The organism is Paraburkholderia sp. RCC_158, from assembly GCF_041355255.1.
GTDB lineage: Bacteria > Pseudomonadota > Gammaproteobacteria > Burkholderiales > Burkholderiaceae > Paraburkholderia > Paraburkholderia graminis.
On record NZ_JBFUPM010000032.1, the window covers coordinates 18,971 to 33,821 of the forward strand.

The 14,851-nt window shown below is 63.1% G+C and carries 13 protein-coding genes; 7 read left to right on the forward strand and 6 right to left on the reverse strand.

Annotated elements, in window-relative coordinates; translation table 11 throughout:
- Positions 1-304 precede the first annotated feature (304 nt).
- Genes AB6809_RS33490 through AB6809_RS33500 form a run of 3 tightly spaced genes read right to left on the reverse strand, consistent with a single transcriptional unit; the run spans position 305 to position 6,240 of the window.
- The gene (locus tag AB6809_RS33490; protein ID WP_371028213.1) at positions 305-1,771 is read right to left on the reverse strand and encodes an efflux transporter outer membrane subunit; all 1,467 of its coding nucleotides are present in this window, start codon (positions 1,769-1,771) and stop codon (positions 305-307) included.
- On the reverse strand, positions 1,771-4,971 hold the full coding sequence (locus AB6809_RS33495) for an efflux RND transporter permease subunit (protein WP_371028192.1): 3,201 nt from the start codon (positions 4,969-4,971) through the stop codon (positions 1,771-1,773). Before AB6809_RS33495 ends, AB6809_RS33490 begins: the two co-directional genes overlap by 1 nt.
- A 12-nt stretch (positions 4,972-4,983) precedes the next feature.
- Positions 4,984-6,240: an efflux RND transporter periplasmic adaptor subunit gene (locus AB6809_RS33500; protein WP_371028193.1), complete on the reverse strand. Its 1,257-nt coding sequence runs from the start codon at positions 6,238-6,240 to the stop codon at positions 4,984-4,986.
- Positions 6,241-6,576: 336 nt separating this feature from the next.
- Here AB6809_RS33500 and AB6809_RS33505 point away from each other — a divergent pair, with 336 nt between their 5' ends.
- From AB6809_RS33505 to AB6809_RS33515, 3 genes are all read left to right on the forward strand, one after another.
- Positions 6,577-7,317 carry a response regulator gene (locus AB6809_RS33505; RefSeq protein WP_371028194.1) on the forward strand — a complete coding sequence of 247 codons (741 nt, stop codon included), beginning with the start codon at positions 6,577-6,579 and terminating at the stop codon, positions 7,315-7,317.
- Positions 7,301-8,548 carry an ATP-binding protein gene (locus AB6809_RS33510; RefSeq protein ID WP_371028195.1) on the forward strand — a complete coding sequence of 416 codons (1,248 nt, stop codon included), beginning with the start codon at positions 7,301-7,303 and terminating at the stop codon, positions 8,546-8,548. Before AB6809_RS33505 ends, AB6809_RS33510 begins: the two co-directional genes overlap by 17 nt.
- Before the next feature lie 524 nt (positions 8,549-9,072).
- Positions 9,073-9,252, forward strand: coding sequence for a hypothetical protein (locus AB6809_RS33515; RefSeq protein WP_371028196.1), 180 nt, complete (start codon positions 9,073-9,075; stop codon positions 9,250-9,252).
- Positions 9,253-9,495: 243 nt separating this feature from the next.
- Here AB6809_RS33515 and AB6809_RS33520 read toward each other — a convergent pair whose 3' ends face one another.
- Positions 9,496-9,918, reverse strand: a complete 423-nt coding sequence (locus AB6809_RS33520; protein ID WP_371028197.1) for a type II toxin-antitoxin system VapC family toxin — start codon at positions 9,916-9,918, stop codon at positions 9,496-9,498.
- On the reverse strand, positions 9,915-10,166 hold the full coding sequence (locus AB6809_RS33525) for a hypothetical protein (protein WP_006053135.1): 252 nt from the start codon (positions 10,164-10,166) through the stop codon (positions 9,915-9,917). Before AB6809_RS33525 ends, AB6809_RS33520 begins: the two co-directional genes overlap by 4 nt.
- A 507-nt stretch (positions 10,167-10,673) precedes the next feature.
- Here AB6809_RS33525 and AB6809_RS33530 point away from each other — a divergent pair.
- The 3 genes from AB6809_RS33530 to AB6809_RS33540 all read left to right on the forward strand — a co-directional run bounded on the left by AB6809_RS33530 (position 10,674) and on the right by AB6809_RS33540 (position 12,510).
- Positions 10,674-10,928, forward strand: a complete 255-nt coding sequence (locus AB6809_RS33530; protein WP_371028198.1) for a hypothetical protein — start codon at positions 10,674-10,676, stop codon at positions 10,926-10,928.
- A gap of 583 nt (positions 10,929-11,511) precedes the next feature.
- Positions 11,512-11,703 (forward strand): hypothetical protein, encoded by a 192-nt coding sequence (locus AB6809_RS33535; RefSeq protein ID WP_371028199.1) that lies wholly within the window; start codon positions 11,512-11,514, stop codon positions 11,701-11,703.
- 186 nt (positions 11,704-11,889) lie between these two features.
- Positions 11,890-12,510, forward strand: a complete 621-nt coding sequence (locus AB6809_RS33540) for an SET domain-containing protein (protein ID WP_371028200.1) — start codon at positions 11,890-11,892, stop codon at positions 12,508-12,510.
- Between the two features lie 447 nt (positions 12,511-12,957).
- Here AB6809_RS33540 and AB6809_RS33545 read toward each other — a convergent pair whose 3' ends face one another.
- Positions 12,958-13,095: a hypothetical protein gene (locus tag AB6809_RS33545; protein WP_371028201.1), complete on the reverse strand. Its 138-nt coding sequence runs from the start codon at positions 13,093-13,095 to the stop codon at positions 12,958-12,960.
- Between the two features lie 873 nt (positions 13,096-13,968).
- Here AB6809_RS33545 and AB6809_RS33550 point away from each other — a divergent pair.
- Complete coding sequence (locus AB6809_RS33550; RefSeq protein ID WP_371028202.1) at positions 13,969-14,802, forward strand: DUF932 domain-containing protein; 834 nt, start codon at positions 13,969-13,971, stop codon at positions 14,800-14,802.
- The last annotated feature ends 49 nt before the right edge of the window (positions 14,803-14,851 follow it).

Below are 14,851 nucleotides of genomic sequence, written 5' to 3' on the forward strand. Positions count from 1 at the left end.
ATGAGGCGCGGAAAGTCGCCAGCATTACTGCCTCTTTGTAAAATTCCTTGTATAGACAAACTTCGGGACTCGGTTCCTCACCACCTTACCTCCTTGATTTCGCCGAATGTTGGCCTGCACCCTGTCCAACCGACCTCAACTGGCAGATGTCTGCCGATCTCGAGCACGGTGGCCATTTACGGTTAAAAAGAAAGCCCAGGCCAAGCCCTGCGCTCCTGGATTCGCTCTGCTTGCACACCACCGCGCGCCGACGGTTACGCACATTCTCACCTCGCCGGCTCCCGAATCTTCTCACCCCAGCACGTCAACTGCCCTCCCATCCACCGCCCAGCACCTTGTACAACGTCACGAGATTGGATTGCCGCGAAAGAATGTCCGTCGCGAGTTGCTGTTGCGCGGTGTAGAGCGTGCGCTGCGCGTCGAGGAAGGTGAGAAAGCTGTCCGTGCCCGCCTTGTAGCGCGCCTCGGCGAGCGAGTAATAGCTTTGCGCCGACGCTACATATTCGCGATCCGCCTGCACCTGGTCGACGTAAGTGGCGCGCGCCGTCAGCGCATTCGACACTTCCTTGAACGCTGTCTGGATCGCGCTTTCGTAGTCGGCGACCTCGATCTGCTTCTCGATCTTCGCCACATCGAGGGATGCCTTGTTGCTGCCGTAATCGAAGATCGGCACTGAAACGCTCGGCGCAAACGCCCATGCGCCGGTGCCTGCCTTGAACAGATTCGAGAGGGTCGAACTCGACGTGCCTGCGGTGGCCGTCAGTTCTATCTTCGGGAAAAACGCCGCGCGCGCCGCGCCGATGTTTGCATTGACCGCCTTCAACGCATGCTCGGCCTGTACGATGTCCGGGCGGCGGGTGAGCAGCAGCGAGGGCACGCCCGCACCGATGTCCGCGAACATCGATTCGTCGTCGAAGGCGCGCGCGGGCGGCAGGTCGTCGGGAATCGGCGCGCCGAGCACCGCCGCCAGGTTGTTGCGGTCCTGGGCGACGGCGCGCCGGTACGAAGCCAGGCTTGCCTTCGCGCTCGCGAGCGAGTTCTGCGCCTGTTGCACGTCGAGAAGCGATGCGTTGCCGAGTTGCTGCACGCGCCTGGTCACGTCGTAAGTGGACTGATCCGACTTCACCGTGTCTTCGGTCAATTGCAGCAGGCGTTCGTCGGCGAGCAGGGTCAGGTAGTCGGTCGCCACCGTCGCGATCAGGCTGATCTGCGTGCTTTGCCGCGATGCGTCCGTTGCAAGATAGTTTTCGAGCGCCTGGCGCTTCAGGCTACGCAGGCGACCAAAGAAGTCCACTTCCCACGAGGTCGTGCCGACGCTGACATCGCTCGAACTTGCAATCGCACCTTGCGTCCGCTCGCGGGTCAAGCTGCCGGTTCCGGTGACGGACGGCCCGAGTGCAGCGCGCGTGATCCGGTATTGCGCCTCGTATTCCGCGACGTTCAGCGCCGCGACGCGCAAGTCGCGATTGTTGGCGAGCGCGATTTCAATCAGACGCTGCAGGCGTTCGTCGCGAAAGAAGTTTCGCCATGCTGTGTCGGAAGCGAGCGCGGGTGCGACTGCTGTCGTTGCGCTCGTTGTGCTCGCTGTGCTCGTTGCGCTGGCGTCGGCATCCGCGGCGGTCCGTGCCGCGGTCGTGCTCTCATACGCGTCGCCTTTCGGATACGCAGCCGGAATCGGCGCGGCCGGCCGCTCGTAGTGCGGATCGAGCGTGCAGCCCGCGAGCAGCGCGAACGCGAATGCGACCGCGCATGCAGCCTGTGTGAGTCTCATCATTCAACACCTTCCTGTTGCTTGGCGTCGCCGTGTTCGCGGAACAGACGGCGCACGACGACAAAGAACACCGGCACGAAAAAGATTGCGAGGACTGTCGCGGCGATCATGCCGCCCATCACGCCGGTGCCGATCGCATGGCGGCTCGCCGAACCCGCGCCTGTGCTGATGACGAGTGGCAACACGCCGAACACAAACGCGAGGGAGGTCATCAGAATGGGTCGCAGACGCAGGCGCGCCGCTTCGATGGTCGCTTCGATCAGCCCGCGTCCTTGCGCTTGCAGGTCCTTCGCAAACTCCACAATCAGAATCGCGTTCTTCGTGGAGAGTCCAATGGTCGCGAGAAGGCCGACCTTGAAATAGATGTCGTCGGACAGGCCGCGCAGATGCGCGCCCAGCACGGCGCCCAACACGCCGAGCGGCACCACGAGAATCACCGCGATCGGAATGGACCAGCTCTCGTACAGACCCGCGAGACACAGGAACACCACGATCAGCGAAATGGCGTACAGATAGATCGCCTGCGAACCGGCCACGCGCTCCTGGTACGATTGCCCTGTCCAGTCGATGCCATAGCCCGCCGGCAGTTTCTTCACAAGCGCATCCACGGCCGCCATCGCCTGGCCGGTGCTGGCGTTCGCGCCGGCTTGCGCGGTCATTTCCATCGCGAGCGTGCGGTTGAAGCGCTCGATCTGCGGCGGCCCGAAGGTCCACTTGCCGGTCGCGAATGCGGAGAACGGGACCATCTGGCCGTCGTAGCCGCTGGTTGTGGTGGTACTGCCGGTGGTGCTTGTGGTACTGCTTGAACTGGTGCTGGAACTGCTGCTCGTGGTGGTCGACTTCACGTACCACCGTCCAATGTCGGACGGCATCATCCGATACGGCGCGTCGGCCTGTACATAGACCTTCTGGATCCGCCCGGTGTCCACGTAGTTGTTCACGTACGAGGAGCCGAGCGCCGTTTGCAGCGTATCGTTGACGTCGGCGATGGAAAGCCCGAGTGCGCTCGCCTTTTCACGGTCGATATCGACGTGAAATTGCGGCGTGTCCTCCAGACCGCCTGGCCGCATGCCGGATAACGCGGTGTCTTTGGCTGCGAGCGCCATCAATTGCTGGCGTGCGGCCATCAACTTGTCGTGCCCCTGGCCCGCGCGGTCTTCGAGTTCGAAGTCGAGGCCGCTTTGCGTGCCCAGTTCCTGGATCGCCGGCGGATTGACGGCGAAGATTTGCGCATCGCGCAAAGCGGCAAAACGCATGTTCGCGCGCAGGATTACCGCGGCCGCCGACCCGCTGCTGCCGCGCCGCGCGCTCCAGTCCTTCAGCTTGACGAAGGCGAGCGCGTTGTTCTGCCCCGAGCCGTTGAAGCTGAAACCCGTCAGCGTAATGAGCTGATCGACTTCGGGCTGACCGCGATAGTAGGCCTCGACCTTCTTGACGACCTCGAGCGTCTGCGCGGCCGGCGTGCCGACCGGTGCGGAGATCGACGTAATGATGCTTCCCTGATCCTCGTCAGGCAGATAGGACGACGGCAGCTTCATGAACAGCAGCGCGACGACACCAGCAATCAGCAGGTAGATCACCATGTAACGCATCGGCTTGCCGATGACGCGCGCAACCGCCGAGTCATAGCGGTCCGTGCCGCGCGCGAGCACGCGGTTGAACCAGCCGAGCACGCCGCGCTTTTCATGGTGTTCGACATCCGCGCGCCTGAGCAACGTCGCGCACAGTGCGGGCGTGAGCGTCAGCGCCAGGAACACCGAAAGCAGCATCGCCGCGACGATGGTGACCGAAAACTGCCGGTAGATCGCGCCCGTCGTTCCCGCGAAGAATGCCATCGGAATGAACACGGCTATCAGCACGGTCGTGATGCCGATCAGCGCGCCAGTGATCTGTTTCATCGCGCGGCGCGTGGCCTCGACCGGCGAGAGCTTTTCTTCCGTGATCAGGCGCTCGACGTTTTCCACCACCACGATTGCATCGTCCACCAGCAAGCCGATCGCGAGCACCATGCCGAACATCGACAGCACATTGATGGAGAAGCCGACCGCCGACATCACCGCGAACGTGCCGAGCAAGGCGACCGGCACCACGATGGTCGGAATCAGCGTTGCGCGCAGGTTCTGCAGGAACACGTACATCACGACAAAGACGAGCAGCACTGCTTCGATCAGCGTCTTCACCACTTCTTCAATCGAAATGCGCACGAACGGCGTGCTGTCGTACGGATAATCGACGACGACATTGCGCGGCAGTTGCGCGCTCAATTCGTTGAGCTTCGCGCGCACGGCCTTCGCGACACTCATCGCATTCGCGCCGCTCGCGAGCTTCACCGCAAGCGATGCAGCCGGCTTGCCGTTCAGGCGCGAGTCGGTGCTGTAGTCGTCGGCGCCGACTTCGACGCGTGCGACATCCTTCAGCATCACCTTCGAGCCGTCGCTGTTCACGCGTAGCAGGATCGCACCGAATTGCGCGGGTGTGGTCAGGAGGCTCGATGCGGAGATCGTCGCGTTCAATGCCTGGGTTTTCGTCGAAGGTGAACCGCCGATTTGCCCGACCGAAAGCTGCACGTTCTGATTCGTGATCGCGGTCGTGACGTCACTGGTCGTGAGACCGACGGCCCGCAACCTCACTGGATCGAGCCAGATGCGCATGGCGTGCTGCGCGCCGAACAGCGTGACGTCGCCCACGCCGTTAATTTGCGTAAGCGGGTCTTCGATCTGCGTCGCGATGACGTTGCCGAGGTCGATGGAACTCATGCTGCCATCGGTCGACGAGAGCGACACAATCATCAGGAACGAGTTGGCCGCCTTCGCGACCTGCACGCCTTGCTCCTGCACCGTCTCCGGCAGCGACGAGGTCGCCTGTTCGACCTTGTTCTGCACTTGCACCTGCGCGATGTCCGCGTTGGTGCCTTGCTGGAACGTCAGCGTGATGCGCGCCTGGCCAACCGAACTGCTGGTCGACGACATATAGAGCAGATGATCGATGCCGCTCAGTTTCTGCTCGATCACCTGGGTCACGGTGGTCGCGACGGTTTCCGCGGACGCGCCCGGATACGTCGCCGTGATCTGCACCGAAGCCGGCGCGACGCTCGGATACTGTTCGACCGGAAGCGTGGTGATGGAAGCGCCGCCAATCATCACGATGACAATGGCGATAACCCACGCGAGGATCGGTCGGTTGATAAAAAAGCCTGCCATGAGAATCTCGCTTTAACTCGGGGTGGCCGACGCGGCGTTTGGTACGTTTGCGGCGTTCGCGGCGTTCGCGGCGTTTGCGTTGTCGGCGGTGGCGGGCGTCTCGACCGGCTTCACGACCGCGCCGGTGCGCGCGTTCTGCAAACCGGACACGATCACGCGGTCGCCCGTCTTCAGGCCGCTCGTAACGATCCAGTCCGAGCCCGACGCCGTATCCGCAGTGACCGGTGTCTGCACGACCTTGTTGTCGGCACTCGCGGTAAGCACACTCGCCGAGCCGTCGGACGCACGCGAGACCGCGAGTTGCGGAACCGTGATCGCCTGGTGGTTCACGCCCTCCTCGAGCCGCGCGCGCACGAACATGCCAGGCAGCAGCACGCCATCCGGGTTCGGGAACACACAACGCAGCGTGACGGAGCCGGTGGTCGCGTCGACGGTAATGTCGGAGAACAGCAGCTTGCCAGGCTGTGGGTAGGTGCTGCCGTCTTCCATCACCAGATGAACCACGGCGCCGTCGATGCCTGACTGCTGCAACTGGCCGCTCGCGAACTCTTTCTGCAGGCGCAGCCAGTCGGCGGAAGAACGGGTGACGTCCAGATACATTTCGTTCGTCGCCTGCACGGTGGCAAGCGCGCTGGTCTGCTCGGCGGTAACGAGTGCGCCTTCGGTCACGCTCGATTTGCCGATGCGCCCCGCGATAGGCGCGACCACCTTCGTATAGCCGAGGTTGATCGCGGCGGTCTTCAGCGCGGCCTTATCGGCGACGACGTCGGCCTTCGCTTCTTCAAGCGCGGCAACGGCATCGTCGTAATCCTGACGGCTCACGCCCTGGATCTTCGTCAGTTCCGCGTAGCGCGCGGCCTTGGTTTGCGCGGCGTTTGCAGTCGCGACGGCCTTGGCCAGCGTGCCGACCGCCTGATCGTAGGTCGCCTGGTAGCTGGATGCGTCGATCTGGTAAAGCACCGCGCCGGCTGTGACCTGCGCGCCCTCGGCAAACAGGCGCTTTCTGATGATGCCTTCGACTTGCGGCCTCACTTCCGCGACGCGAATGGCCGACAGCCGCCCGGATAGTTCGATATTCGAAACAACGGTGTGCGGTTTGATGGTTTCGACGCCGACTTCGGGCGTCATCTGCGGCGGACCGTGAGGCGCGTGGTCGCCGCAAGCTGCCAGCATCAGCGTGGCGGCGGCAACTGACGCGGCAAGCAGCGTGGACCGGAACGTGCGAGCCGTGCGACGCGGGGATGCCGACGGATTGGACAGGATTGGCATGCTCTGGGCATCCTTCGACTGGTTCGACAAAGGGCCGTCTGGCATGCGTCGCGGTTTCGTGTGGAAGCCATGCGACGCCGTGCCAGCGGCAACGGATGGCCCACAATAATGAAAGGCGTCTTACGGTGGCTTAGGCAAGCATTACGAGCCATGACGCACGACGTCGGTTTCGCTGGCGCGATAAGGTGTGCCCGCCGATCCGAGAACGGCGCCGTAATAAACGGTAAGCCGGCAGAAGAACGCGAAAGCACGGGCGCCGACCGATTCGCTATATTTCGCTATCGTGGCAGGGCGCAGCGCGCCCGCCTTCAACGTCCCATCGAGCAGGGCTCAGCCATGTCAGACACGCCGATCCAGGTTTTACTCGTCGACGACGATGCCGACCTTCGCGACCTGCTGCGAACCTTTTTCCAGCAACGCGGCATTGAGATTTCCGTATTGCACGACGCGAATCATCTGGCGCGCCGGCTCCAACGCGAACGGCCCTCCATCGTCGTACTCGATCTGATGATGCCGGGCGTCGACGGACTCAGCGCGTTGCGGCAACTGCGCGCAAGCGGCGAGACGATTCCCGTGATCATGCTGACGGCGCGCGCTGAGGGCGTCGACCGTGTGATCGGCCTCGAACTCGGCGCGGACGATTACCTCGGCAAGCCGTTCATGCCGCAGGAATTGCTCGCGCGCATTCACGCCGTGCTGCGACGGCACGCGCAACCGGCAGCGTCGGCCACGCCGCCGGTCGAGAAGCGAGAGGCGCTGCGCTTTGGCAGCTTCAGGCTCGACTTCGCGAGCCGCACGCTGTATCGCGGCGACGAGCCGCTCAAGCTGACCGGCAGCGAATACGCGTTACTCGAGGTGCTCGCGCAGCACCCCATGCAAACGCTGTCGCGCTCGAGACTCGTGGACCTGCTGCATGGGCCGCACTCCGACGTGACCGAGCGCGGCATCGACGTGCCGGTGTGGCGCCTGCGCCGTCTGCTCGAAGACGACCCCGCCAACCCGCGGCGGATTCAGACAGTACGCGGCATCGGCTATATGTTCGTGCCTGGCAGCAGTGACGATGAAAAATCCCTTTAGCACGCTATTCGGCCAACTCGCATTGATGACGGTCGGGCTGATCGTTATCGTCCACGTCACGGCGTTGCTGCTGGTGGACCGCGATCGCGGACAGATCGACACCGCGCATGCGCAGCGCGCGCTTCTGCTTGCCGTCGAGGCTCAACGTAACGGCGCGGTGAGCGCTTCGCAAGTTTCGGCGACGCTCGGTATCGTGGCAATCAATTCGAGCGACGCGATCCCATACGGTTGCCCGGCGCCGTGTCAGGACACCTCGGGCCCATTCCAGAACGACTTGCGGGCGAAGCTGCCTCCTGGGAGCCAGGTGGTCGCAGACCCGGAAAACGGTAACGTGTGGGTGCGTTATGCGGGCAATCCGGGCTGGCTCAAGCTTGAGAACTCGATGCTGCCGGCGCGCCGCTTTATCGGCGCATCGGCCATGATGCTGGTGTTCGCCGTGATGCTCGCGCTCATCGGCGCGTGGTACTGGCAACGGCCGTTGCATCGCCTCGCGATCGCGGCGCGCGAGTTTCGCCTCGGGCATCGCGCGCCGGTTGTGCCGGCAAGCGGTCCACGCGAAGTGAAGGGACTCGTCGACGATTTCAATCAGATGGTGCATGAACTCGCGCTGGCCGAACAGGAGCGCGCGGTGATGCTTGCGGGTGTCGCGCATGACTTGCGCGCGCCGATCACGCGGATCCAGGTACGCGCCGATTTGCTGCCGGACGAAGTCAACCGCAGCGGCTTTCTTCGAGACGCGGACTCGTTGTCGCGCATCGTCACGCAGTTCCTGGATTTCGCGCGCGAGAGCGCCGACAAGTCGCCGGCTGCGAGCGTCGATGCCCATTGCCGCCGCCATTACGGCGACAGTCTCGACGACGACGCGCTGATTCGCCTCGACCTTCAGGCGGGCGACGGCTTTGGCTTGCCGCTCGTCGACCTGGACCGGATTCTCAGCAATCTGATCGAGAACGCGCTCACATACGGCGAGCCGCCCGTCGATATTTCGACGTCGCAGCACAACGGACATTTCACGCTGACGGTGCGCGATCACGGCGGCGGCATTCCGCGCGATCAACTCGAGCGCGCATTGCAACCGTTCGTACGGCTCGACGAAGCAAGAAGCGGCGACGCACATTGCGGCCTCGGTCTTGCGATCGTGCGCCGTCTCGTGCGATACAACGGCGGCGTTTTCCACGCGGACAATGCGGCCGACGGCGGGTTCGTGGTGTCGATGAGTTTTCCTGCTTAAGGAAAGGGGCGGCTCGTTCGCCGCCCCTCGCAACAGTTCCCACACCGGCTTCTTCGTGTCAGCCCTGCGCGAACTGACCCTGGACGACGACGGCGCCAGGTGGCGCATCGCCATGGCCGCCGCCCCAGCCAGGAGGCGGCCCCCACCAACATCCGCTCAGCGTTGCGCTCAATACGGCGAGCGCCGCGATTGCCAACAGCTTCTTCGTGCTTTTCCTTCGATGGAATCACAACCGCGCAGAGCCGCGCACTGCCGCGCCATCGGTCCGAAGGCACCGCTGTCGTTTCATTAGCTCGACGCTTGAAACGGTCGCAACCGTTCCCTGAGACAGAAACGGACGAAGCCAGCCATAGCGATGCGCCCGCCCCCCTGCAAAGCCGGACTTCCGACCCGGAATTTTCCCCGATAATCCAGAGCCCGCTGCGTCTGCATTCAACGGGAACCCGAAGCCCAATCGCCAATCAGCACGCTATCTGCTGACAAAAATCAGTCGCACAGAAAAATCCGTCGGGGCACGGCTGATCATGGAGTACCGCGTCAGTTATGAGCACAGTCTGGCAAGCGGCCCCCATGACTTTATGCGCGCGTCGCACGTGGTCGACGACATTCCCGCGAACATTCCGCGTGACCTGCTCCCCGAATTCATCGCAGACCTGATCCTGAAACGATCGCCGCAAATCGGAGCATTCGTGATCCGAAGATAATGTGGCGCTTCCGGGCCAGACGCAATGCTACGCGGCCTGTTCACACCACACTGCTGTTTCCCGGCCGTTGCAGCGTTGACGGAGGGACGCCAAACCAGCCGGAAAGCCTGCACCAGCAAGGATCTGAAAAAAATGCCGTTCCGCTACCCATACTTCTACCCCTATTCCAAAGACCGTGTTTCTCTGCTGTTTCGGAGGCCCGATTTCCGATTTCAGCCCGTCAAAAGACGGTTCGAATCCCACTCAGGACTCCGCCCACGGATTGATGACTGCAAACTCGCACCCGGTGAAATCCTTCACATTGCGCGTGGCCAGTGCCGCCCCTCTTGAGCGCGTGCAGGCAGCGATCATCGCGTCGAACTGACTGATCGGTCTGCCCGCGCTTTTACGCGCCCCCGCAATCCTTGCGTATGCGTCCGCTGCATCGCTGTCGAACGCGAGAAGCCGGCCCGCGAAATCCTCGACGAAAATCGCCTCGACCGCGGTAGATAGAGCTCCCTTGCGGGAACCGTCCGGCAGCAGATGCAGCCCGTAGAGAATTTCGGCACGGGTTACCGTCGTCGTGAAAAGCGCCGCGCGCGGCTGTGAGCCAAGCCACGCCATCACCCTGACGTCTGGCACAGGCTTCAGCATCTCAGACAGAACGTTCGTGTCAAGAACGATCATGCGCCGAGGTCCACTCGTTCCCGAATCGCGTCGCGTGGCGGCAATTCCAACTCTATGCCACCGAACGGCTCGATCCGGCGCCGGATCGACTCAGCCAGGTTACGCTGACCGCCGATGGATTCGGTCGAGAGCGCCGCGCGGAGAATGTCCCGGGCCTCGTCCTCCATTGACCGTCCGTGCTGGGCCGCTTGGACGCGCAGACGCGTCTTCAGCTGCTCGTCGAGGTTACGGATCGTCATGCTTGCCATTATTCCTCCATCATTGATGGCATTTTAATCAATGATGGCAAGATTTTCAACCGGCGCCGCTGTGCGGACCACGGATAGACGCGACTTGCGAAGCCGGATGCTGCTGCATGCCCCGAGCGCTTGAACATTCTTGAAGGAATCTGCATGATGCCGGGTGGACGAGCATGGATAAGCTACTGGTTAAATCCGGCGAACAGATTGACGGCGATCCTGAAGGTCGATTATTTCGCCGGCGGTGGGAAAGTGCATCCTGGACTTTTTCTTGGCCGGCACGCCTTGCCCCCTCTTGCAGCTGCGGCCTGCGGGTCTTGCGCGTGCCGTAAAATGTGCCAGCTGCCTGAAAACCATTCGATGGCACCGACTTCAAAACAACGCAAGCCCAGGCAATCTGGCAGTAGACGGCCGATGACGCGGGACATGTTACTGCCGCTCCCGCCGACGATCTGGCGTCGTCGCTCACTCGAGCACCATCTTGCTCTTGCCGCGTTGCGCTCGGGAGACTGAAATATGGAACTGATCGGCCGGCTGTTCAGGACCGTGTACCTCGCCTATTTCGTTCATGCAACGCTGAATGGTCCTCACTCCCTCGGGCCTTTCCGGATCTCCGAGGCGGCGCTGCACGCTATCGCGGCACGCATCAAGGCCGCAAACGACTGGTCGCTAGCTGAAGCTGACGGGCGAGCCCTTGAACACGTTCTGTCGCTGCACGACGAACAGCTCTCGACACTTCCCTCACATCGGATTACACAGGCCGATGAATAGTTGAACGTTTTTCTTGCCACCGACGCGTTGTCGCCGATTGCGCCAGGCGACGATCAGGACATCTGAATCGCCAGGTCCCCGACGCACACGTCGGGCCATCGCCCGACACACATAAACAACTCACGCCACGCTGCCCTTTGGACAACGACCTGGCTTTCAGACCGGGCACCCTCGCCAGACCGATGAACACGTGCTTCGTGAGACCAGTCAGCGCGGAGGAGCGGATATCGGAACAGGCAGTCCGCCCGCGCCTCCTCAGGCAGCAGGTGCCTTGCGAGCGAGTCATTGTCCCGGGTCGGGGTACCGGAGAAGTGAGCAGCGTGAGCACTGACGGTAAAACCGGCAGACTGCCCGCGCATGGCTGGTACTGCTTCGTCCATATGTAGGCTGGCGTCGTGCAGTGCTCTCTGGCGATGCGCCCCGGGACAATCTGCACAGACCAGACTCTTAACCGCGGACTTGCGCCGACCATTGGGAGCCCCTCTCTGCATTCGCCGGGAGCCGCCGGCTTCATCGCCAACCGCCACGCGAGTTGCTGATAGAATCAGCCGCACAGAAAATATCCGTCGGGGCACGGCTGATCATGCAGTACCGAGTCAGTTATGAGCACAGTCTGGCAAACGCCCCCGACGACTTCATCGCGCGCGTCGCCTCGCAGCTGGTCGACGACATTCCCGCGAACATTCCACGCGCCCTGCTCCCCGAATTCATCGCAGACCTGATCCTGAAACGATCGCCGCACATCGGCAGAATCCGTGACCTGAGGATACTCTAGCGCTTGCAGGCCTGACGCAACTGGCAGGGAGCCCGGTTCACGCCCCACGGCGCTTTTCCCTGCTTCGCAGCGTTGACGCAGGCGACGCGCTGCACCGGTTGCAAACGGAATTGCTACCGTGCAATCTGTGCTTCTTTCCGGGAGTTGGCTTCTTCGGCTCTCGCAACCGCATAGACGACACCGCTGATGAACGCCTTTGACACCTCGTTAAAAGCTGCCACTGTTCCGCGTCCTCGCAGCAGGATTGCTGTACGGCGGTCGGCCGTTCACGGCAGAGGCGTATTCGCCACGCGTGCGCTCGCGGCCGGCGAACTCATCTGCGAGTACCTGGGCGAACGGATCTCGTGGGATGAGGCGCTGCTTCGTCACCCGCGCGATCCGGCACAGCCGGACCACACCTTCTACTTCGACGTCGGCGGCGGTACCGTTATCGACGGCGCAATCGGTGGGAACAGCGCCAGATGGATCAACCATTCGTGTCGCCCCAATTGCGAAGCCGAAGACCGCGACGGCCGGATCTTCATTCGCACGGTGAAGCGGGTGCGGGCGGGCGCTGAACTGAGCATCGACTATGCGCTCTTCGTGGAAGGGCGGTATACGCGCCAGCTTCGGGAGCGGTACGCCTGCCACTGCGGCGCGCCGGACTGCCGCGGAACCATGCTGGCCAGACGGGGAAGGCAGTCAGGAAAAAAGCATAGGCCAGCCGCTGCCGGCAGGGTGGTCGACGACAGCGTGCATGCCAACATGGCAGTACGGACCGCAACCCACGCTCAAACAACCATGACGGACATCCTGATCGACGCATAGCGGGGAGAGCCCCATTGCTGCTCCTTCATGGAGCGGGGGAACTCGCAGGACGCCGCGCCCGGCGAGAACCTCCCGTGTAACCGCCAGGCAACACCCGGGGGAGACCACTGGCACTTCCGGCATGAGCACGTCGACACTGCCGGTCGCGTCCGGTTTCCTGTCCGGGCGCTGATCAGGAAAACCCGTCCCGCCTACGGGCTGCGCCTCACACAGTCCTCCCGATAGTGCACACCCGTGCGGGCGATGCGTCTATCTCCCGATCTGCTGAACCTCGGGCGCCGTCATGCGATCGGCCAGAACGCCGCGAAGGATCTGCGCCAGCGCGCGAAGCCGGTTAGCCGTGTTACGTCGCGCTACGTCGCGTTACCTCGCGTTCCGCCGCATCCGTGCTCACGCGTCAGCCTCACGCGGGCAGTCAGCGAGGGACCTCCCGCCTGCCCTGTCTGCTCAGGCCACTACTTCGCACATACCCCAGCGCGTCTTGATGATTGCGCCCACCTGTACGGCCTGCGCGCCCACCGATTGCGCGCGAAATGTCACGGTGGTGCCGTGCACATGCGCGAAGGGTCCAATCTCGATCACCATGAGTTCGTGGTCCCGGAACCGGATGCGCGATCCGGAGAATGCGCTGGTCCGTGAACGGCTGGTCGCGGGGCCATGCGGGTTCGGCATGACATCCTGGGAATGCATGCTCATACCCGTGAGCAGTTCGACATCGGCTGGCAAAGGCATCGGTCGTAACGGTCTGTTTTCCAGTCCGGCATTCTAGCAACGATGTGAAGGATGCCGGCTCTGTCGCCAGGTACCGGCGCGGGCACAGGCGGTCCATCGTACCTACCTTGAAGGCCTTGCCGCAACAAGCGCGTCCACCGTAACGCCGCCACCGCCTGCCATGGCGTTGTCCTCAACGGCGTGTGTCAGGTGATCGTGCGGCAGGTTGTGTCATCCCGGTCCTGAAACTCTATCCGGGCGCCCCCTGCGCTGCGCTCGGGGCGGGCTCTCGTGCTTCGCACCGGGCCGCCGGCGGCGTCCCGGCCCTCCCGGGCTTCAATCCCTGGCGCAAAACCCCAACCCCGACACGTCTAAATCCCAGTCAGGTGAAGGCCGCACGCGGCCTCCACATTCGCGCTCGCCGCGCGGCGGCTCATCCCGGTCAAACCCGGCGCTTCGCATCCACCAGTCTCCTGGGTTCCCGCCCGACAACCCGCGACCGTAGCCGATAGCGGGCAAACGTCAAGGGACGAGGGACCGTGTTGCCCGCACCCCTCCCTCGCCTTTTTTCCTTGACGTTTGCCCGCCACCGGCTCCTTGAGTCGCACGGGCGCGAACTCAGGAGACTGGCGGCGGTAAAGCCAACCCCCGCGTTCCACCAGGACGAGCCCAACCCTTACAACGGGGCGGAACCTTGGAGCCCGGTCAGCGCAACACCGATCAATCTTTTTTGTTGTGGAGAGTGCCATGCAACTCGCTTCCTCTTTCCGTTACGGTTCCCCGACGCTCCGCTCCGACTCGCCGCTGTCGGACGACCAGATCCGCCGGGTCGCGCCTTCGATTTTCGCGAACGGCAAGCACGAAAGCCGCTCGGAGCGCTACACCTACATCCCCACCATCGACGTGCTGCGCGGCCTGCGCAACGAAGGATTCCAGCCGTTCATGGTCTGCCAGACGCGCGTACGCCATGACGACCGCCGCGAATTCACCAAGCACATGATCCGCATGCGGCACGCCGACGACATCACCGGCGAAGAAGCCAACGAGATCATCCTGATCAACTCGCATGACGGCACCAGCAGCTATCAGATGCTCGCGGGTGCCTACCGGTTTGTCTGCCAGAACGGCATGGTGGCCGGGGACACCGTGCGCGATATCCGCGTCCCCCACAAGGGCAACATCGTGCAGAGCGTCATCAACGGCGCGTTCGACGTGCTCGACGGCTTCGACCTGATCCGCGAACAGAAAGACGGCATGAAGGCCCTCACGCTCGGGCGCGACGAACAGCACGCGTTCGCGCGCTCCGCGCTTGCGCTGCGCTACGACCCGACCGACGCCGAAACGCCCGCTCCCATCACCGAAAGCAGCCTGCTCGCCCCGCGCCGCTTCGAAGATCGCCGGGACGACCTCTGGACAGTGTTTCAAAGAGTCCAGGAAAACCTCACCAAAGGCGGGCTGCATGGACGTTCGCGCAGCGGACGCTCCATGTCCACCCGTCCCATCACCGGCATCGACCAGAACGTGAAACTCAACCGCGCGCTGTGGATGCTCGCTGAGGCCATGCGCCAGATGAAGGCGTAAGTACCGCAGGCCCGGCGTTTCCGCGCCGCCCCGTCCATTCGATCAGGAC